Source organism: Lactiplantibacillus mudanjiangensis, from assembly GCF_005405385.1.
GTDB classification, from domain to species: domain Bacteria; phylum Bacillota; class Bacilli; order Lactobacillales; family Lactobacillaceae; genus Lactiplantibacillus; species Lactiplantibacillus mudanjiangensis.
This window is the reverse complement of the sequence record NZ_BJDY01000004.1, coordinates 422,626-443,702: the sequence shown is the minus strand read 5'-3', so window position 1 is coordinate 443,702 and position 21,077 is coordinate 422,626. Positions and strand designations below refer to the sequence as shown.

Annotated in this window: 18 protein-coding genes; 4 read left to right on the top strand and 14 right to left on the bottom strand. The window is 43.6% G+C overall.

Translation table 11 applies throughout. The annotated features are described in order from the left end of the window. Window positions 1-147: 147 nt before the first annotated feature. The 4 genes from FFM84_RS10355 to FFM84_RS10340 all read right to left on the bottom strand — a co-directional run bounded on the left by FFM84_RS10355 (window position 148) and on the right by FFM84_RS10340 (window position 3,308). Complete coding sequence (locus tag FFM84_RS10355) at window positions 148-1,323, bottom strand: 5-(carboxyamino)imidazole ribonucleotide synthase (protein ID WP_130845327.1); 1,176 nt, start codon at window positions 1,321-1,323, stop codon at window positions 148-150. Between the two features lie 127 nt (window positions 1,324-1,450). Beyond that, window positions 1,451-2,002, bottom strand: a complete 552-nt coding sequence (locus FFM84_RS10350; protein ID WP_130845179.1) for a DUF2179 domain-containing protein — start codon at window positions 2,000-2,002, stop codon at window positions 1,451-1,453. A gap of 26 nt (window positions 2,003-2,028) precedes the next feature. Continuing rightward, a complete protein-coding gene (locus FFM84_RS10345; RefSeq protein ID WP_130845178.1) occupies window positions 2,029-2,610 on the bottom strand; it encodes a xanthine phosphoribosyltransferase in 582 nt (193 codons plus the stop codon). Between the two features lie 38 nt (window positions 2,611-2,648). After that, the gene (locus tag FFM84_RS10340; protein ID WP_130845177.1) at window positions 2,649-3,308 is read right to left on the bottom strand and encodes a glycoside hydrolase family 73 protein; all 660 of its coding nucleotides are present in this window, start codon (window positions 3,306-3,308) and stop codon (window positions 2,649-2,651) included. Between the two features lie 89 nt (window positions 3,309-3,397). Between FFM84_RS10340 and FFM84_RS10335 the strand changes: the two genes are divergently transcribed. Then, window positions 3,398-4,369 (top strand): Gfo/Idh/MocA family protein, encoded by a 972-nt coding sequence (locus FFM84_RS10335; protein ID WP_130845176.1) that lies wholly within the window; start codon window positions 3,398-3,400, stop codon window positions 4,367-4,369. Between the two features lie 361 nt (window positions 4,370-4,730). Here FFM84_RS10335 and FFM84_RS10330 read toward each other — a convergent pair whose 3' ends face one another. After that, window positions 4,731-5,645, bottom strand: a complete 915-nt coding sequence (locus FFM84_RS10330) for a 1,4-dihydroxy-2-naphthoate polyprenyltransferase (protein WP_130845175.1) — start codon at window positions 5,643-5,645, stop codon at window positions 4,731-4,733. A 129-nt stretch (window positions 5,646-5,774) separates the two neighbouring features. Here FFM84_RS10330 and FFM84_RS10325 point away from each other — a divergent pair, with 129 nt between their 5' ends. Continuing rightward, the gene (locus FFM84_RS10325; protein ID WP_130845174.1) at window positions 5,775-6,752 is read left to right on the top strand and encodes a polyprenyl synthetase family protein; all 978 of its coding nucleotides are present in this window, start codon (window positions 5,775-5,777) and stop codon (window positions 6,750-6,752) included. A gap of 402 nt (window positions 6,753-7,154) precedes the next feature. Here the strand turns inward: FFM84_RS10325 and cydC are convergent, their stop codons facing one another. The 4 genes from cydC to FFM84_RS10305 all read right to left on the bottom strand — a co-directional run bounded on the left by cydC (window position 7,155) and on the right by FFM84_RS10305 (window position 13,168). Further along, window positions 7,155-8,897, bottom strand: coding sequence for a thiol reductant ABC exporter subunit CydC (gene cydC, locus FFM84_RS10320; protein WP_130845173.1), 1,743 nt, complete (start codon window positions 8,895-8,897; stop codon window positions 7,155-7,157). A gap of 3 nt (window positions 8,898-8,900) precedes the next feature. Continuing rightward, entirely contained in the window at window positions 8,901-10,634 is a 1,734-nt protein-coding gene (gene cydD / locus FFM84_RS10315; protein WP_130845172.1) for a thiol reductant ABC exporter subunit CydD, read from the bottom strand. A 106-nt stretch (window positions 10,635-10,740) separates the two neighbouring features. After that, window positions 10,741-11,736, bottom strand: coding sequence for a cytochrome d ubiquinol oxidase subunit II (cydB, locus tag FFM84_RS10310; RefSeq protein WP_130845171.1), 996 nt, complete (start codon window positions 11,734-11,736; stop codon window positions 10,741-10,743). Next, window positions 11,729-13,168, bottom strand: a complete 1,440-nt coding sequence (locus tag FFM84_RS10305) for a cytochrome ubiquinol oxidase subunit I (RefSeq protein WP_130845170.1) — start codon at window positions 13,166-13,168, stop codon at window positions 11,729-11,731. The genes cydB and FFM84_RS10305 overlap by 8 nt, the downstream gene beginning before the upstream one ends. Before the next feature lie 238 nt (window positions 13,169-13,406). Between FFM84_RS10305 and FFM84_RS10300 the strand changes: the two genes are divergently transcribed. Next, the gene (locus tag FFM84_RS10300; RefSeq protein WP_130845169.1) at window positions 13,407-13,583 is read left to right on the top strand and encodes a DUF2187 family protein; all 177 of its coding nucleotides are present in this window, start codon (window positions 13,407-13,409) and stop codon (window positions 13,581-13,583) included. Window positions 13,584-13,923: 340 nt separating this feature from the next. Here FFM84_RS10300 and FFM84_RS10295 read toward each other — a convergent pair whose 3' ends face one another. The 4 genes from FFM84_RS10295 to FFM84_RS10280 form a co-directional block, all read right to left on the bottom strand. Then, window positions 13,924-14,514 carry an ECF transporter S component gene (locus FFM84_RS10295; protein ID WP_130845168.1) on the bottom strand — a complete coding sequence of 197 codons (591 nt, stop codon included), beginning with the start codon at window positions 14,512-14,514 and terminating at the stop codon, window positions 13,924-13,926. A 116-nt stretch (window positions 14,515-14,630) separates the two neighbouring features. Next, the gene (locus tag FFM84_RS10290; RefSeq protein ID WP_130845167.1) at window positions 14,631-16,055 is read right to left on the bottom strand and encodes an amino acid permease; all 1,425 of its coding nucleotides are present in this window, start codon (window positions 16,053-16,055) and stop codon (window positions 14,631-14,633) included. A 242-nt stretch (window positions 16,056-16,297) separates the two neighbouring features. After that, window positions 16,298-17,269 carry an AEC family transporter gene (locus FFM84_RS10285; protein ID WP_130845166.1) on the bottom strand — a complete coding sequence of 324 codons (972 nt, stop codon included), beginning with the start codon at window positions 17,267-17,269 and terminating at the stop codon, window positions 16,298-16,300. 106 nt (window positions 17,270-17,375) lie between these two features. Next, the gene (locus FFM84_RS10280) at window positions 17,376-19,004 is read right to left on the bottom strand and encodes a malolactic enzyme (protein WP_130845165.1); all 1,629 of its coding nucleotides are present in this window, start codon (window positions 19,002-19,004) and stop codon (window positions 17,376-17,378) included. A 213-nt stretch (window positions 19,005-19,217) separates the two neighbouring features. Here FFM84_RS10280 and FFM84_RS10275 point away from each other — a divergent pair, with 213 nt between their 5' ends. Continuing rightward, window positions 19,218-20,099 carry a LysR substrate-binding domain-containing protein gene (locus FFM84_RS10275; RefSeq protein WP_130845164.1) on the top strand — a complete coding sequence of 294 codons (882 nt, stop codon included), beginning with the start codon at window positions 19,218-19,220 and terminating at the stop codon, window positions 20,097-20,099. A gap of 69 nt (window positions 20,100-20,168) precedes the next feature. Here the strand turns inward: FFM84_RS10275 and FFM84_RS10270 are convergent, their stop codons facing one another. After that, window positions 20,169-21,059 (bottom strand): LysR family transcriptional regulator, encoded by an 891-nt coding sequence (locus FFM84_RS10270; protein WP_130845163.1) that lies wholly within the window; start codon window positions 21,057-21,059, stop codon window positions 20,169-20,171. Between the last annotated feature and the right edge of the window lie 18 nt (window positions 21,060-21,077).

Genomic DNA, 21,077 nt, shown 5'->3' with positions numbered 1-21,077 from the left:
CAACAAATATTATAGCAAATTTTAGCCCGGTTTGCTGGTCTTTCAACCGCATTTTCGAATGTTTGTTCTGATCAAAACCATGGGCTTTCAAAACAACAAAAGAGCTTAGGTCGGCTGACCCAAACTCTTCTAAATTTACGTTAACTTTTAATCCGTTGTTTCTGGCGCGGTCTCAGTCGACGTCTCGGCTGAAGCTTGATGCCAGATATTTGTATCATCAATTTGCTCTAAAGCGTCTTTGACACTAGTAGCTTCCAACAAAACGTGCCCAGCCATGACCGCTTTTTCAGCTTGTAATTGTGTCCGATGATAGAAGTTGAAGAACCAATTAGGCTTAATTTGCCATTGTGTCCGCATCAAATTGGTTTGCGCGGTCGTAAAGTAAACCGCAACCACTGGCAAGACCTGCTTAACTGGTGTCAGTGGTAAGCCCGCAATTGCCCGTAAGTGTTGCTCGGCCATACTAATATTAGTCGCCCGATCAAACACGTAACCAGATGCATGCATCGCTGGCACGATCCGTTTAACATACAAGTTGCCACTCTTCGTTAAGAAGAACGCCACTTCAAAAACACCGGTGTACGTTAAATTGTCGCAAATTTCTTGCGTGATCCGCAAGATTTCATCATTAACGGCTGGATCAATTTGGGCCGGCACCATGGTCATCATCAACTCATGATTCCGATACCGATTTTCGACGATTGGGAAAAATTCCGTCGTTGTTGGCGTTTTCGCCACGATAACTGACAATTCCTGTTGAAACGGAATCAAAGATTCTAACATGTACGTTCCCCAATCCAATAAATCGGCGGCCTTAACAATATCGGTTTGGGTTTTAATCACCAACTGCCGGTTTTGGCCTAATCCTTTTTGGATGGGTTTTAACACACTCGGATAACCAATTGAGCCAATTGATTGATAAACATCGTCCAGGCTCACAATGGTTGCCGAAGGTGCCACGTTCAAGTTTAACTGACTAAAAAAGGCACGTTCAAGGGAACGGTCTTGCATGATTTCCAAGGCGTCGGTCCCTTGTGGAACCCGCGTATGTGCCGCTAAAAAGCTCATGACCGCCGCATCAATCGTTTCTGATTCATAGGTCACCACGTCACATCGTTCGGCAAAATTTTGTAGTTGTTGTTGATCTTTGAGGGCGCCGACCACGCGAAAATCTGCCAATTCCATGGTCTCAGTATTCTCGTTATCGCCATAAACCCCAACCTTGATACCAGCATTGCGGGCGGCAATTACCAAGCCAACGCCATTAGTACTATTCCCGATAATACCCAGCGTATCGCCTGGATTTAAAACTGAGTTGTCCACATCCGTCCCTACTTTCTTAAAATAAATATTAAATGAGTATTCGATTAATTCTCCGCTAATTATCATACGTTGACTAACGTCAGCTTGCAAGCCTTGTCGTCACTTTTTAACGGTTTATTACAAAACTTTAGTTGGACCGATGGCGCCGTGCATTTCGTTTTTTAACCCGTTTAAGCCAGAAGCCACCGGAAATATACCGCGGCTCATACGCAATGACAAAGGCATTAGGGGCTGTTTTCTTGATTAAATCGTATAATTGGCGTTCGTGCTTTCTAGGCGTTAAAATATCCAATTCAAGTCGCTCGCCTTCCAACCCATAAGCCACATGTTGCGTGACACCAAAACCATTGGTACGCAAAATACCTGGTAGGGTTGATTGTGGGTCTGGTAAAATGACCGAAATCATCGTATAACCTAAAGCCATCTTATCTTCGATCAACATCCCGACATACACGCCGACACCATAACCTAAGGCATAAAACACCAGATTTAATGGATTATTCAACCGATTTAACACCAAAGATAGACCTAAAACATACACGGTAATTTCAAACACACTGGTAAAAGCTGCAAAATAGCGATAGCCACGCATCACTAATAAGAAACGTAACGTATTTAAAGTGATGTACACCAAGTTAATCCCAAAGATTAACCCTAACATCCCCAAATTAATTGACATCGCGCCACCTGCTTTCTGCTAAATCACTAGTCGTCGGTTGTCAAAAAATGCACTTGGTCGCCTTCAAATGACGTGATTTTGGCTAAGGATTCCAATTGAACCCCACGATCAGTCACGACTTTATGTCCCGTTTGGAAGACTTTTTCAATCACAATCCCCACACCGGCAACCGTCACTTTAGCGTCATCACAAATATCAAATAAGCCTTGTACCGCCTGACCGTTAGCCAAGAAGTCATCAATAATTAACACGCGATCATCCGCTTGCAAGAATTTCTTGGCAATCGAAATATGATTTGATGTTTTTTTCGTATATGAGTAAACTTCCGCCGTATATAAATCATCAATTAATGTCACTGATTTGTGCTTACGCGCAAAGACCACGGGCACATGTAGTTGCAACCCGGTCATCACGGCTGGCGCAATTCCTGATGATTCTACCGTTAAAATTTTAGTTATCCCAGCTTCACGGAATAACTGGGCAAATTCTGAGCCCATCGCAAACATCAAATCTGGATCAATCTGATGATTTAAAAAGTTATCAACTTTCAATACTTCGCCCGGTAAAACCCGACCGTCTTTTAAAATACGTTGTTCAAGTGCTCGCATAAGGCCCTCCTAAAATTGTGGCAATCGTTTAAAATGTGCTACTTCTTATCATACCGTTCTAAGTCGTATTTTTGAATAACTTGAATCAATTTTTGTGCATAATCTGGATCAGTCGCATAACCGGCTTTAGCTAAGGCACGTGCCGCTTGCTGATAATTATCCGCTTTAATCACAGCGCGATAGTGATTGGGACTCCAAGCAGGGCCATACGCGAGTCGTTTGGCGTGGGCGACCATCGACGCATGCCAACTCGTATAAACACGAAAGCGGCGTTTAACCGTGTGATAAGCTCCATCATAATATTCTTGTGTGGTCATTGACTTGCCCGGTTCACTGGCAGTAGCTTTAACCCCAAACAAATTATTATTTTCAGTGGCATTGGTACTTTGGCCCCAATCGGATTCCAAAATAGCCTGACTCAAAGTGATACTTGCCAACACGTTGTATTTAGTCTGCATCGCTTGCGCTTCAGGCGCCAACTTTTTGATAAATCCGGCGTGGGTTGTCATAGTAGGCGCAGCTTGTTGCTGTACCGGATCAGTGAGCCAATGCGTTTTAATGATCCAGCCTAGCCCGATGCCGATGGCGACAATGATTGCAACGTTTAGCCATTGGACGCGACCTTGTCGCACAAAAACACCGTGTGACTTTGTTTTAGTTGTCCGTCGACGTTTACGCCGTCGTTTCTTTGCTGCCATCGTAAGCTTCCTTTCCGACCGTTGACATCCGCCAACCACGACATTTTCTGTTAAAATAAGGCTAAGTCAACCAATCAGGAGGCACTAAAATGTCAAAAACTTATCGTTGGGCCATTGTCGGCCTCGGCAACATTGCACACAGTTTTGTGACCTATTTTAATCAACCAGACGGTGAAATCTACGCAGTCTGCTCACGCTCACAAGCCAAAGCTGACCAGTTTGCCAGTGAACATCACATCGCCAAAGCCTACAGTCAGCTATCAGATTTACTAGCTGACGACCAGGTCGATATTGTCTACGTGGCCACCCCACATAATTATCATATTGAAACTATTCTACCAGCCTTAGCTGCTGGCAAACACGTTTTTTGTGAAAAAGCCATTACCATGACCAGTGACCAACTGGCTGAAGCTAAAGCATTAGCACATACCAAGGGCTTAGTGCTCGCTGAAGCGATGACGTTATATCATATGCCACTATATCAAAAACTGCACGAATTCGCTGTAGAACGTCATTTGGGCGATCTTAAAATGGTTCAAGCTAGCTTCGGTAGTTTTAAAGAACCCGATCCAACCAACCGTTTCTTTAATCCGGATCTAGCCGGCGGGGCGTTATTAGATATTGGGGTTTATGCCCTGGCATTTGTCCGCGAATTTTTAACGGCCAAACCTTACTTAACTGGCACAACGATGCATCGCTTTAGCAGTGGCGTGGATGAAGCTGAAACGTTGAGTCTCCGTAATGCTAACGATGAGCTCGCTAACGTTTCTTTAACGTTCCGTGCTAAGATGCCCAAACAAGGCCTAGTGGCTTACGAAGGTGGGTACTTCACCGTTGACACTTACCCACGGGCCGACCAAGCCTTATTTACCGCTAGTGATGGGTCAACTGAGCTCATCAAAGCTGGTGACACCACCAACGCAATGAACTATGAAATCGCGGCCATGCAACAAATGATCGCCAACCACGAACCTAACACCAGTCTCGTTAAAACCACTGATGTCATGGATATCATGACGGCGGCACGGCAACAATGGGACTTCCGTTATCCATTTGAATAATCATTTTTCTGAGCGTCTGGATGCGTTGATCCAGACGCTTTATTTGTTTAAGCCACCTCCGTCAGCCAGTGATTCTGCCAGCTGTGGGGACCGGTTCCAGCCAAAGACCGGGCTGAAACCTCGCTTTTAAGCCTAGCCAAAACCGCTAGTCTTAAAAGTCGTCCACATCGTAAGGTCCGGCAAAACCATCCGGACTAACGATGTTTCCACGGCTCGCGCCATCACTGGCTGACTCCGGTTATCTTGTGGTCATTGATCGATGATCACTAATATAGCCGTGGAATACGCTTTGGCTAGGCCGATCCAGCGTTCCGAGCGAACGATAAGTGGATGATTAATTGATTTTTTTCAGTGATTTAAGTTATCCGATCAACAAGCCCAGTCCCATAAAGACCGCAAACGACAAGCAAATGATTGTCGCATTTTTAATCGACAAGATAAACGTTTCGCGTTTGACCTGTTTACGTAGAAATTGTTTCGTATTGCGGTACACGGGAATCGCGCTAATCAATGTCAATAAACTTAAAGGTGGCAACACCCTTAAAGCAACGGCAGCAATCAAACACAAGTACCCAGCCACATAGCTCCAAGCAAATACTTGTAGCATCACTGGCTTACCAAGATAATATAAAATCGTGTGGCGACCGAGTGCGATATCTTCATCCATATCGCAAATATTATTGGCTAACATAATGTTGGCAATCGCAAAAATGGCTAGTCCAGATGCGACTAAAACTTGCCCGGTAGCAATCCATGTTATTGGGGCAACATCGTACGTATTGAGATAAACTGAAATCCAAAAAATCATGAACCCCATCGTAAAGCCTGAAAAGAATTCCCCAAATGGCCCGGTTGAAATTGGTTTGGGTCCACCAGCATAAAAATACCCGACCGCATAAGAATAAAGTCCCATCCATAACAATGGTAAACCGGTGCGGGTGACCAACCAAAGTCCTAGAATTAACGAAATACCGGCCAAGCCAAACGTAATCGTGCGCGCTTGACCGATTGAAATCTGATTGACCCCAACAACATTGGTCTCTTCTAAAAATTCCTGATTATTGTCATCTCGCGGTGCATGTAGGAAATCCTGATAATTATCATTAGCATTGGTCGCCATATGAAATAATGATGATGCAATGAAAAATAGCCCTAAATATCCTAAATGAACTTGATGGTAATTATAGATCGCGTACAAACTACCTAATACAAATGGCAAGACGCTGGCAATTAGCGACTTGATCTCAACAAATTCTAGAAAAACTTTTGGTTTCATGAGCGAACGTCCCCCTTTTTGATTGACAACCTTGATCATTATTTGTACCTTTAAAATAGATTGTATTTTAGAAAGCGATTCACTGCAAGTATTCGGGGTAGTGATTTAGCAACGATGGGGTGACGGGACATGATTCAAAATATCTGGGAACCAGATTCACAAATTGAAACCCAATTAGGGGCCTTAAAACCCTATTTATTAGCGCACGTTCAAATCGATAATGTGGCGATTAATGCGCGTGTCCGACAATTACTAACTGCCGGGGGTAAATTTTTGCGACCCGGTTTCTTCTATCTTTTCAGTCGCTTTGGTGATGACCAAGATTTGGATCGACTTCAAGCTGGGGCTGCGGCGATGGAATTATTGCATGTGGCAACGTTAATTCATGACGATGTCATCGACGAAAGTCCTACCCGCCGCAATGTCACGACGATTCATCAAGATTACGGCCAACGTAATGCGATTTATGCGGGTGATTTATTATTTACTTGTTATTTCGATCTAGTTGTCGCTTCGGCACGAACAACGACCGACATTACCCGTAACGTCGCGGCGATGCGCGCGATCTTACAAGGTGAACTCGATCAAATGGCACATAACTTCCGGCCTCAAACCACACTTGACGACTACTTAAAAGTCGCCGCTGGTAAAACAGCACGATTGTTCAGTTTGAGTTGCCAACAAGGGGCCCAGCTTGCCCACGCCCCACAAGCAGTGATCGATCTTGGTCAACAGATCGGATTGAAATTAGGAATTGCCTATCAAATGCTTGATGATATTTTAGACTACACTGGCGATGAACATCGCACTCACAAACCGGTCTTAACAGACCTTCGTGACGGTGTCTACTCACTGCCACTCATTTATGCCTTACAAGTTGACCCGACCTTAGCGCGACAATTACCAATGCCTGGACAGACGATAACTGAGGCCGAGTTGTTAGCCATTCGTGACCAAGTTGTCGCGTTAGGCGGTGTGACCAAAGCGCAACAATTAGCCACTGACTACACACAACAGGCCCTTGGATTAATCAATCAACTCCCAGCTGGTGCCACGCAACAAACATTACGCCGGTTGGTTACTCAACTCTTAATTCGAAATCATTAACGCAAAAACGCCATTCAAGCTTTAAATTACATCGCTTGAATGGCATCTTTTTTTATATCTAGAGTTGAAAGTTACTTTTTAGTAATAATCATTGATGTGGCAACTGTTCATCGATCAAAAGTCGCTACCTTTGCCGCCTGCCGTTCGCCCACATTGAGTCGGAACGCCGCGAAATAACCGGAGTCAACCAGCGATGGCGCCGGCTGTGAAAACAGCGTTAGTCCGAATGATTTTGCCGGACTTTACGATGTGGACGACTTTTGAGACTAGCGGTTTTGGCTCGGCTTAAAAGCGAGGTTGAAGCCCGCACTATGGCTGAAACCGGTCCCCCACAGCCGGCAGAATCGCTGGTTGGCGTAGGTGACCATCTTATCCTATACTGATAAACGCTCACGCATCCTTTTATTCACGACCCTGATCCAAATCATATAACCGTTTAAACCGCGGCTCCGTCGCATATAGTTCCTGTGGCGTCCCTGCCATGTCAAATTGACCGGCTTCCAAGAACCGGACCTGATCGACATAATTGATTCCGGCTAAATGATGTGTGACCCACAGAATGGTCTTATCTTGTAACACTCGGAAAATCGTCGCTAACAAGTGCGACTCCGTAATCGGGTCCAAACTAACCGTTGGCTCGTCCAAAATAATGATTGGGGCATCTTGTAACAAGATCCGCGCTAAGGCTAAACGTTGACGTTCACCACCTGAAAAACGTGCGCCGCCTTCAGTCACCATGGTGTCATAACCATCCGGTAAAGCTTCAATCAGTTCCTGTAATTCGACCGCTTTTAACGCCGCCTTGACCTGGTCGTCACTAGCTTGCAAGTTCCCCATCCGGACATTATTCATAATCGTTGTATTGAATAAATAGGGTTGTTGATCAAGCACACCAAAAAGTTGTGCGCGTTCCTGCTGCAACCGCTCAATCGGGACATCATTTAGCTGTACGGTTCCGGCATCTGGCTTGAGATCGCCCAAAATCAACTTAAGCAACGTACTCTTCCCGGTTCCTGATGGTCCTAGCAAGGCGACCTTTTCACCAGCTTTTAGTGTCAAATTCAATTGATTAAAAATTTGTCGTTGCCCTGCTGGATAACTAAAATCAATTGCACCAACGCGTAACACTTGGAACGGTTCCGTCAATTCAGTTTGATCATGATCGTCCACTGGCGTCGTGTCTAACGCATTCACCCGCTCAATAGAGCGCTGGTAGCTTGGCCATTCACTAACACCCTGACTAACTGATTGAAACGCATCAACTAACGGAAAAACCGATAATACAAACGCCGCTATCCAGTTAGCACTAGCTTTATCACTGGTCCAATAAAAACTACTCCAGACCATTAACGCCAAACAAATCACACCAAACAAAACTTGAATCGTAAAATCACGCCACCATTGGAAGCGATGATCGGCCCGCCGAATTGTCGCAATTTGTTGAATCGGCGCATCCTGTTGATCATCAAAAGCTTGTCGACGACCTGAAATCAACCAGTCACCTAATCCCATCACGGCATCGGTTAATTGGGTATAAAAAGTCTGCTGGATCTCACGACTCTGGGTTGCCCGAGCACCATTGACCAACACGGAAACCATTGGCATGACAATCACAATGAGTCCCAGGAGTAACAGCATCAATAAGCCAAACCACCAACTAAAATAGCCAAGTGCGATCACAATTAAGACATACATCCCTAATGCAATCACTGTTGGAAAAACTGTTCGTAAATATAAATTTTCAATATGATCGATATCATCGGCTAACAAACTCAGCACATCACCTGTTTGAAAATTTTGTCGAATCGCCACGGCTTGTTTTTCTACCGCCTGATAGAGTTTGCGGCGAAAATCTGACACAATCCGTAACACCCAGTTATGACTGGTAATCCGTTCAGCATAGCGAAATGCTGGCCGGCCAATCCCAAATGCGCGGGTTAACACAATTGGCACATAAATCATCAAAATATTGTATGGATGACGAGCGGCCTTACTAATTAAATAACCTGAATTAAACATCAGCGCCGATCCACAGAAAAAAGTCATTAAGCCTAAAAATAGCGTCAAGGCTAACAACTTACGATATTTTCGCAAATACGGCATCACCCAAGTATCATGTTTAAATGTCGCAAAAAAATTCCGCATGCTTTACTCACCACCCATTTCTGTCCGCAATTGTTGATAAGGTCCCGGTTGGGCGGCCAATTCAGTCGGCGTGCCTTGTGCCACAATCTGACCATGATCCATCACTAAGACATAATCCATCTGATTCAACCAATGTAAACGGTGAGTGGCAAAGAAAACCAAATGATCTTCAAAAACCGGCAACATCGTTTGTTTCAAGTCGGCTTCCGTTTCAATATCCAAATGGGCCGTGGGTTCATCAAACAATAAGATCCGCCGCGAGTCATCCAGTAAGGCCCGGGCAAGTGCGATTCGTTGGGCTTGCCCACCACTGACGCCACGCGCACCTTCACCAATCGATGTTGATAATCCATCTGGCAACGTTTTAATCCAGTCACTTAAGCCAGCTTTTGCCGCCGCTTGCCCAATCGCACTCAGACTAGCATTCGGCTGATAAAAGGCAATATTTTCCGCTAACGTTGCATGGAATAAATAAGGACTCTGTGGAATATAGAAGAAACTTTGCTGCCAAGCTGTTTGATTCAGGTGTGTCACTTGCTGGCCATTAACAGTAATTGTCCCTTGGTTTGGCGTTGGCGTTAAAAAGCCGCCTAATAGGTTAATCAATGTCGACTTTCCTGAACCAGATGCCCCGATAATCCCAATTCGTTGATAACCATGCGCCGTTAACTCAATCTCAGGTAACGCTGGTTGGGCCGCATCAGGATAACTAAAAGCGACTTGCTGCAAACTTAACGTACTGTCAGCTTGCCAATGTAAGGGGTGCGTCCCCAATTGATCACGATCCGTCGTTACGGGCAACGCCAACATTTTCTGGACCGCCGCAAAAGCATTCTTCCCATTTAAAGTCGCATGATAATCATTGGCAAAGGTCCGCAATGGCAAGAAGTAATCCGGTGACAACACCAAAATCACCAAGGCTGGCAATAACGTAATCGTGCCATTGATCAAGCCAAAGCCTAAAAATACCGCTACGACCGCAATCGAGAGGGTCGTAAAGAAATCCAACGCAAACGTCGACAGCATGGCAATCTTAATTACTGCCAGTGTTTGTTGCCGATAACCTTCACTGACCTGATAGACATTATCCGCATAACGATGACTGAGCCCTAACTGTTTCAAGGTTGGCAATCCCCGCAACGTATCTACAAAGTGATTCGACAAGCGTTGATACCCTTCATATTGCCGATCTGCTTTGGCTTGAGCCGCGTAACCTAAAATAATCATAAATAAAATAATTAATGGAAAAATAGCTAATAAGAATAACGCTTCACGCCAACGAAGCCAAGCGATATAAATTAAAACGACCCACGGAATTACCATCATATCAATGACCTTAATGACCACTAGCATCAAGTAGGTTTGCACTTTATCCAAACCTTCCAAGGCGGTAGTTACGACATTACCAGTCCCAGTTTGCGCAACGTAGCTAGGCCCTAAATCATATAATTTATGCAAAACTTGACGCCGCAAGTCTCCCGTGGTCGTTTCCACCACCGGGTACATTAACCGATTTTTCAAAACGACAATCAACTGCCGAAATGTCCAGGCTAACGCAAAGATCAGCATTGGTTGTAAAACGGTCCCTAATGCGTGCAAATGCCATAGCCCGACAATCGCCACCGACATAAATTGGGCCTGAATAATGATACAAATTCCTTCAATGACCGCCAAAATCGCTAAAATCACGGCTAGGCGGCGCATTCCGGGCAATTTAAATAGTGCTGGATCAAACATACTGTGCCCCCCTTTTAACTCAAAAAGTCGTGACTTGCACTCGGCTAAGTCACGACCCTGCTCGTGCTATCTAACTAAAGTGTACCACCAGTTACCGCGATTTGCTTTAACTTGCAAGTCGTTTGTAAAAGACCCAATAACTCCAAATAAAGTAAACCAACATAATTGGTAAGACCGTTAGTGAAATGACGGTCATCAAATGCAGCGTATATGGTGAATTAGAAGCATCTTTGATTAAAATGCTGTTAGCGGCATTATTGGCCACCATGACCCGTGGGAACAACCCGTTAAAGAGTAAGACCACGACATCAATTAATGACAAGCCGCTACTAATAAACGACAACCATTCGTGATTGCTGTAAACACCCCAGGTTGCTAGAATCGTCAAGATAACTAAAACAGCCACCAGAATTAATGATGAGACTGGCTTTTTGGTAAAGAAATCGGTGTTGAAGTAGAGTAAAACAGCAAACAATACTTCACCGGCAAACAACAACCAATAAAGTGGTCGTGCCCATTTCAAAGCCCGTTCACGCAATGGACCAGTCGTCTTTAGACGAATAAAGTTCAAGCCATGTAAGTAACAAAGTAACGTCACTGCGACCCCACCAACTAATGAAAATAAGTTCACATAGTCTGTAAAGTGCGCTGACATGTCGCCATGGGCATTGATGGGCATCCCTTTAACAAGGGCCGTAAACATCATACCAAAGAGAAAAGCCGCGAAGAAACTGCCTAATGTTGCGGCCCATTCCCAGAAATTCCGGCCAGATTCAGTTAACATCCGGCTCCGAAATTCGAAGGAAACCCCGCGCATAATCAAGGCGACTAAAATCAACAATAAGATGAGGTAGAATCCTGAGAATAGTGACGCATACCACATCGGAAATGAGGCAAACATGGCCCCACCAGCTGTGATTAGCCAAACTTCATTAGCATCCCAGTGTGGGCCAATGGTATCAATGACCACGTCACGTTCATGCGACGTTTGAGCAAGGCTTTTAATCGCCATGCCGACCCCAAAGTCAAACCCTTCCAAGAAGAAGAAACCGCTAAACAAAACGCCAACTAAGATAAACCACAAAAATTGTAAGTTACTCATGACTGAAGGCCCCCTTACCATATGGGTCATATGGTGCATCATCGGCAGCTTTTAATAAGTCATCTGGTCCTTGACGTAATGCCCGCCGTGACAAGACAATCATCACGATACCTAAGCCACTGAATAAGCAGAAGTAAACAATATTAGACGTTAATAATGACGCCACACTGACATTTGGCGAAACCGCATCCGCGATAGTCAATAAGCCGTAGACAACCCAAGGATAGCGCCCTAATTCAGTAATAAACCAGCCGGCGGTATTAGCCGCAAACGGTAAGAAGGTACAGATCGCGAGGACCCATAAGAACCACCGTTGCCGCATAATCAAATCGGTACCTGCTCGATTAAAGAACAGCCCGATAATCGCAATTAAAGCAAACAGCCCACCTGAAATTGCCATGACCCGGAAGCTCCAGAATAGCGTTTTAGCTGGCACATAATAATTCATATCCTTACCAAACTTCTTGTCATACTTGGCATGCAATTCTTTATTTAAGGTGTTTTGGCCTTTTACATTCCCGGATAATTTGTGATAACTTAAAATATCCAGTACGTATGGGACATCAATCGACCAGTTAGACTTGTGCTTCTTGGTATTCTGACTTTCAATGATTGACCAAGCGGCTGGCGAACCAGAATCCTCATACAATCCTTCAGTTGCCGCAAACTTCATCGGTTGTTCTTTAATAATGTAGCGCGTTTGTAAGTCACCCATGCCAACAACGCCAATGGTTGCCACTAAGCCTACAATCAAGCTAACTTTGACCGACTTACGGAAGAAATCAATATTCCGTTTTTTCAACAACGCAAAGGCTGACATCCCAGCAACGACAAAAGCCCCAGTAACAAAGGCCCCAAACAACACGTGCGGTAATTCATACCATAGCTGTGGGTTCTTAACAACAGCGCCAAAACTAGTCATTTGGGCGCGACCAGTTTTCGCATTGATCATGAACCCAACTGGATTTTGCATGAAACTGTTGGCCGCCAAGATCCACATTGCTGAAATCATGGTCCCAATCGAGGTTAACCAAATAAACACACAGTGGATACCGGCACTGAACCGATCCCAGCCAAACATCCACAAGCCAATAAACGTGGACTCCATAAAGAAAGCCACCAACGCTTCAATCGCTAATGGTGCCCCGAAAATGTCACCCATAAATCGTGAATAGTCCGACCAGTTCATCCCGAATTGGAATTCTTGAATAATCCCAGTCACAACCCCAACTGCAAAACTAAGTAAGAAAATCCGACCCCAGAATTGGGCCATGTGCTTATATAATTGATCCTTTTTAACCACATAAATGGTTTCCATAATTGCAACAATCAAAGCCAGTCCAATTGATAATGGCACAAAGAAGAAATGAAAGACCGTCGTCATTGCAAATTGAAAACGGGCTAAAGATAAAATACTCAAGCCGAAATTCATAGTAACCCCCCCTTATCAAAATAAGTGCTTTGGTTCGTTTAAGTAAGCGGAACCATTTAGTTTCATGTTTATCATATCAAGTGATAAGTGAAAATTCAATCAATCTCAACTTTTATTCTCAAAATAGTCAAAGCAGCTAACCGTTAGACCCACAATTAACCGGCAACTGCCGTTTGTTAGTTGACATTCTGCCAATCCGTGCTATATTAGCAACATTACTTAGAGAAGAGGCCGCCAAATGGACATTGGAAGTACCGTCACATTTAAACTTGAAGAACAAACATTTACCGGCACCATTGCGAAGGCCTACACGAACTCGTATTTAATTGAGTTCACCAGTACTGATCCAGAAATTGTCGATAAATATCATAATAAAGTGATTATCAGTCAAAAAAAAGTCACTGAAACCAAGTAAAAATCGCGTCGTCATCTAGCATGGATGGCGGCGCGATTTTATGTTTATTTACTCGTTATTAAAGATTGAAAAATAGTTATAGCGACAGAAACCGTACCAGTACTGGCTTGAGTTCATGCTAAATTAATCACCTACGCCAGATCACTAATATAGCCGAGAGTGAGCCCACATTGAGCCAAGCCGTGGGAGTCTCTTAGCGATTTATCGCTTAGAGACTGGCGCTTTTGAAACACGGTTTTGGTGATTCAAAACGACGGTTCAGACCGCTTTTTGGCTGAACCGGTCCACCCACAGCGTTCCGGCTCAATGTGGGCGAACGGCCAGCAAGCACAATCGATCATTAAGGATGACGACGTTTAAACCGTAACAACGGTGTCGCAATGATTGGTGTTAAGATGCCGGCTAAAATCGCCTCAGGAATCCCATTAGTCCCAACAATTGTTAATAAATATGGCATTAATTTAGCCAAATTAATCTGATAGAAGCCAGCCGCGGCATGACTATATAACACCCCGATTAATCCCAATACTAAGATCGTGTTCACCAAAGAACCCACAACCCCAGCTAGTACCATCCCGACTGTTGGATGTGGACGTTTAGCCCAATGCAAAAAGATCAAGCCAGCAACTAATCCCACTAGCACTCGTGGTAAAACGGAAACTAATGGATTGGTAAAGACAATCGGCGCTAACGGACTCGTTGGCGCCACAAACGCGCGAATCCAGTCAACCAATCCCCAAACCCCACCAATGATCGCCCCATCGCGGGGACCTAAAATAACGGCCGCAATAATCACAGTCACATGAATCGTGGTAATACTCAAACCAGGTAACGGAATATATCCTAAAAATGGCACTAAATTTTGTAACAGTACAATGGCAGTCAAAACGGCCAGTACACTGAGTTGATAAGCATTGGACTTGCGCTGCATCAGACAGACTCCCCCTCGGCGACTGGCAGTGATTTTACACCGCAACAAACCGCACACAATTAATACTCCCTATTTTAGCAAAAAAACGCCTCAACAACCGTCAAGACGTTAAAAAATTATTTTCTTTCTTTAGCTGCTAAATCTTCACGAACACGGGAATGGTGATACCCATAGATGAAGTAAATAATAATTCCGATCGTCACCCAAATCGCAAACATCGCCCAAGTAAAGCCTTGCAAGTTAATCATGAGATACAAGCAAGCTAAAAAGGACACGATTGGTAAAACTGGATAGAATGGCACTTTAAATGAACTATCAATTTGTTGTAGCGTTTCATGTTTACGTAAGAAAATCACACCAATTGAAACCATTGCAAAAGCAAACAGTGTCCCAATATTGACCAATTCCGCAATTTTATCCAACGGAATCACTGCCGCAAAGACACTGGCAATGACGCCGAAAATCCACGTACTTTTAACGGGGACTTTCGTTCGTGGATTCAAACTTTGGAAAGTCTTAGGTAGTAACCCATCTCGACTAATCGCAAAGAGTAACCGGGTTCCACCATATAACATGACGATTAACACGGTGGTCATTCCGACAACGGCTCCTAATGAGACAATCCCAGCGGCCCAATTTTGATGAATAACCCCTAACGCATATGCAACCGGATCACCAACGTTTAACTTAGTATAGTGAACAACCCCGACCAACACAATCGACATGGCAATGTAGAGTACTGACGCCACAATCAATGACCCAATAATCCCAATCGGCATATCATGTTTCGGATTTTTAACTTCTTCAGAAGCCGTTGAAACGGCATCAAAACCAATATATGCATAGAAGGCTAAGGAGGCCCCTTTGAACAGACCCGACACGCCATGAGGCATAAACGGATGGAAATTAGCTGGTCTGATAAAGAAGATCGCAACCCCAATAAATAAGGCAATCACTAAGATTTTCACCACGACCATAATGGAGTTCACTCGGGTAGATTCTTGCAAACCGCCAACTAATAATAACGAGATTGCTAAAACAACGATAAATGCAATCAGATTAAACCCAGCATGTGGTGAGCCGGCTGTTCCAGCTGCGGCCGATAAAAATGCCGGTAATTTAATGCCAAATCCACTTAACAGATTTTGGAAATAGGCCGACCAACTAACTGCCACCGATGAAACTGAAAATAAATATTCTGAAATTAACGCCCATCCTAAAATCCAGGCTAAAAATTCGCCAAACACCGTATAGACATACGTATAGGCACTTCCGGCTAATGGAATTGTTGATGAAAATTCGGCGTAACACAAGGCCGCCAATGAACAAACCACCGCGGCAATGACAAAGGATAGCATCGCCGCCGGTCCGGCATATTTAGCCGCAATAATCCCGGGCATAATAAAAATCCCAGATCCAACAATTGCGCCGACACCCATCATCGTTAAACTGAAGGCATTGAGGGTCTTGGCAAGTCCACCCTGATTAAAGTTCGCTAGGTTGACGGGCTTTTTCACCAATAACCGTCGTGATTCTTTCATAAAGTCGCTGCCTCCTAATTGAATTCTTATTAATATAACGTTGTTAATTTTATTGATTTTCACCTAAAGTGTCAAGCAAATACCGATATTATTTTCATTTATTGGTCGTAAAAGGTTGATAATAAGCGGTTTCATTCATTTTAGCTATTTCAACCAAAGATTAAAATCAGCTAAGTTATCAGTCCATAAAAAAAGATGTTAACCCATTTAGGTCAACATCTTTTTAATTTCATTTTAATTTCCTAGATAAATTGGATCAAGGACATTAAGATTGGCACAACCACGATGAACAAGACGGTACTGGTTGTCACCACATTAGTGGCGTATTCCACATCACCATGGGCTTCGTTAGCCAAAATAGGCAAGACCGCAAGCATTGGTGTCGCAGATTGCACAATTAACGTTTGTGAAGCCATCGTTGGGAAGCTGGCACCTAAGTTACCGGCAACCATAATCACGGCAATCATGACGATTGGGGACAAGATGAAGCGACCAAGTAAGGCCACAATCGTATCGCGATCAAATCGAATACTCTTCAACCCAGCATCAGCCAACACAATCCCGATATAGATCAAGGATAATGGCGTGACCAAGTTACCTACATAGGTCAACGTTGAGTTCACGAATGAAACCTTCAAAATTGGAATATTGAGTAATAAGAAGACCAAGGCAACTAAGAAACCAACCAATGGCATTGGAATCACTTTCTTCCAATCAATCTTATTATGCGTCTTTTCTTTTGGCTTCGTTGGATCATCGTTAGAGATCAGGAAGACCCCAAAGGCCCAAGTTGAAACCGTGTTAACGATATAATAAACCAAGAAGTAGGTCATACTCTTGTCACCAAACAACGCGATATTTAATGGTAACCCAATAAAAATCGTATTGGCATTGACCATGGCATTAATAAAGATCCCTTTACGCCCTGGTTTGATGCGCATGATTTTCACCAACGCAAATGCAATAATATAGCCAATAATAACGGCTAAAAACGCATAAGCTAAATACCCAGAAAATGAAGCTAACTGTCCACGTGTTAAGCGACTTAACACTGAAACAAAGATTGATGCTGGCAAGGCGATATTCTTAATAAACTTCGAAATTGTCCCACCAAATTTATCATCAAACCAACCAGCTCGCCGTAATACATACCCTAAAATCATGATCAAAACGACCACTAAGACGCTTTGAATCGAATTCCATAAAACAGTCATGAGTTCGTGTCCACCTCTTACAATTTTTTTCTCTCTTATGTTGCCAGGTCAGTTATGCCGACCGACCCGCAAGCACTTTTCTCTTATGCGACCACTAATAGATCGTTTAGTATTCTGGTACCCACTTCATGTCAGCAACTGCTTTTTCAGCACTGGCAATGGGTTCCTTGTTAAGCTTTTGGTCAAGCACACTTTGTGCAACGACCGTTGCTAACGTTTGTGAAAATTCCGTAATTTTTGAAACTGGTGGTAATACCGCAGCCCCTGGCTTGCTCGTATCCACAATGCCACCTAAAGCATGGCAAGCAGCTGATAACGTTTCACTGTTTAAGACCTTGGCAGTTGAAGCAATCAAGCCAAAACCTAACCCAGGGTACATTAAGGCGTTGTTCCCTTGACCGATCTGGTAAGTAACACCTTTGTATTCCACATCATCGGCTGGAATCCCAGTCGCAACTAACGCACGGCCATCGGTCCATTTGATCAAATCTTCAGCCTTAGCTTCCGCTAACTTCGTTGGGTTTGATAATGGGAAAATGATTGGGCGATCTGTATGTGCGGCCATTTCCTTAATGATGCTTTCTGTAAAGGTCCCTGGTTGGGTCGATGTCCCGATCATCACTGTTGGATGAACCGCTTTAACCACAGCTTCTAAGTTTGTTAATTCATCAGCGTTGCTGAATTCACTACGTTTGCGAGTGAATGCCTTTTGCGCTGGTGTTAAGTCTTCAGTATCATCGAATAACAAGCCTTGCTTATCAACGGCGTAGAAGTGTTGCTTAGCTTCTTCTTCAGTTAATCCAGCTTGCATCAATTCATCCATGATTTGGTTGGCAATCCCCATCCCAGCAGTACCAGCACCAAATGATAAGATCTTTTGGTCTTTGATACTTTCTTTAGAGATGTTTAAGGCACCTAAGATCCCAGCTAAAACGACCATCCCAGTTCCTTGGATATCATCGTTAAAGGTCGCAATCTTATCCTTGTACTTGTCTAAGATCACTTGGGCATTTGAACGACCAAAGTCTTCCCAATGAAGTAATGATTCTGGGAATAATTTTTGTTCAGCAGCCACAAACTTGTCGATAACTTCGTAATATTGTTCACCGGCAACCCGCTTGTGACGGTTACCAAGGTACAATGGATCATCTAATAATTTTTGGTTATTGGTCCCAGCATCAATGCTGACAGGTAACACTTGTGACGGATCAATCCCAGCAGCAGCGGTGTAAACCATTAATTTACCAACGGCGATATCAACCCCGTTGACACCCCAGTCACCCATACCTAAGATACCTTCAGCATCGGTAACAACTACTAAACGAATGTCACGACCTTCAGCGGCGTTTTTCAACGTAGCTTCAATATCTTCTGGTGCGTCAACTGAAACAAACGCTGCATTTTGTGGATCTAAGAATAATTCGTTATATTGTTCGATTGAATCAGCAACCACTGGATCGTACACGATTGGCATGAATTCAACGACATGTTCATCCATCAAATGGTAGAACAACGTCCGGTTTTCATTGAACAAGTTCATCAAGAAAATTCGTTTTTCTAAGCGCGTTGCCTTGCTTTGGAATTGGGCATAAGCTTGAGTTGTTTGTTCGTCGATTGTTTGAACTTGACTAGGTAACGTCCCGGTTAAACCGAGTTCATGGCGTTCTTCATTAGTGAACGCGGTCCCTTTATTCAAGAATGGGTTATTTAAAATTTGATCTGCTGTTTGAGTCATTTGTTAATTCCTCCATTTAATTCGGCAGTTGACTTAACCAAGTAATAATCTACGGTTGTCAGATTAACGAATCTGATTCACTCGGTCAACAATCTGCGCTTATTAATTTACAAGTAACACTATAAATCGCTGAAAATATTATAGTCAAACTTGAATGTTGTTATCAAAATATTTTATAATACCACTATAAACGTTGATATATCAGGAGAAAAAATGAATACAAAAGACTTAGCCTATTTTCAAGAATTAACAATTCAAAAAAACTTTTCAAAAGTTGCTGAAATTTTCGAGGTTCGACAACCAACCATCACCACTGCTATCCAACGACTAGAAGCTGAATTCGGTGCCCAACTAGTGATTCGTGACCGGGTGCATCATAGTTTGACGATTACCCCAAGTGGTCAACAATTGGCGGAACATGCGATTCGTATTTTACGCGACTTATCGATGGCTCACCAAGAAATTCAAAATTTGGTGCAGAATCAAATCTCACTTGGTTTACCGCCAATTATCGAAAACTATTACTTTCCCAAAATCGCCGCTAAATTAAAGGCTAAACGATTATTACGTAACATTATTACGGTTGAAGGTGGTTCGGTGGACCTCCGCAAAGGCTTATTAGCCGGAAATATGGATATGGCGCTGTTAGGCTCAATCGAACCTTTATCCTACGCTAATTTGATGGCCGACGAATTCGACCGACATCCCTTTTATATTTTCGTTAGCAAAAATCATCCGTTAGCGGATCGCAAACGCGTCTTTTTTAACGAACTACGACACGATGATTTTGTCCTATTTGAAAATAGTTTCGTTCATAACCAAGCATTTAATAAACTGACGCGCCGGAACCACTTCCGCCCCGACGTTGTCTTTCGGTCTAACGACACGCATATCATCATGAAGCTCGTAGCACAAAATGTCGGTATTACTTATCTAACCGATATTGTGGACCATCAAGACAATGTTGTCCGCTTAGAATTGATGGACGAAGAACAGCCCGAGTTTATCACCAGCATCGTCTATCGAACGTCCCACATTTTGACACCGGCACAGCTTCAGTTATTAACCATTATGCATGCCACGTTGAAAGGATAATGGTAATTTCGTTCACCAAAAAAAGGATCTACGATGACATTTTTAACGTCATCGTAGATCCTTTTGCATTTAATTTGGTTGAATCGGCATGGTTAGTAATTCATCAATAAATTGTTGTTCACGTTCAGTGACCACATAACCGGTTCTAATCGCTACCGAGACATGAAAGCTCGTTGGCACCGGATCACTAATGCTTAAACAAACCACCCCATCGTCAGAATTAACAATATCGCGTACTAATAGGCTAATCCCCAAGTTGGCTTTGACTAACCCTTTAGCCCAGGCAATATCTGGCGTATTATAGATAATCTCCGGTTGGACACCAGCAAAACGACAATAGGCATTGAATGCGCCTGGATGGACAAATTTACCGGTTAAACCGATGAATTTTTCATGTGTCAAGTCTTTAAAAGCAACAGTTGGTTGTTGGGCTAACCGATGCTTGGGGCTCACAATCACGCTAAAAGGCCGCTCGCCTAATGGAAATGCCTGAATTGTTGGTAAGTCTAACGGCGCATATGAGCCCAGGAGTGCAATATCAATGTCCCCCGCCTGAAGCTTCGTCAATAGCTCGCCGGAGCCAGTTTCAGTAATCGCCAATTGTTTCAAGAACCCTTGATTCAATAACTCACCGGCAATATTGGGGAAATACATCGTCCCAATAATTGGTGGCAAGCCAAATCGAATGGCTGGTTGCTTAGCACTGTCAATTTCACGATGCGCCAATGAAATATTAGCTTGAATGGCTTGTGCATTTTTATACAACAGTTGTCCGGCCCGAGTAATCTCGGTTCGTTGATGACTGCGATCTTGTAAAACCAACTTCACATCAAATTCTTTTTCCAACCGATGAATGGCTTGCGTTACTGCCGGTTGTGAGACACTAAACTGCTGTGCCACGACGGTATAGTTTTTCTTTTCAACCAACGCCCGAAAATAGGCCAAATCACGTGTATTCATGCCGATCACTCATTTCTT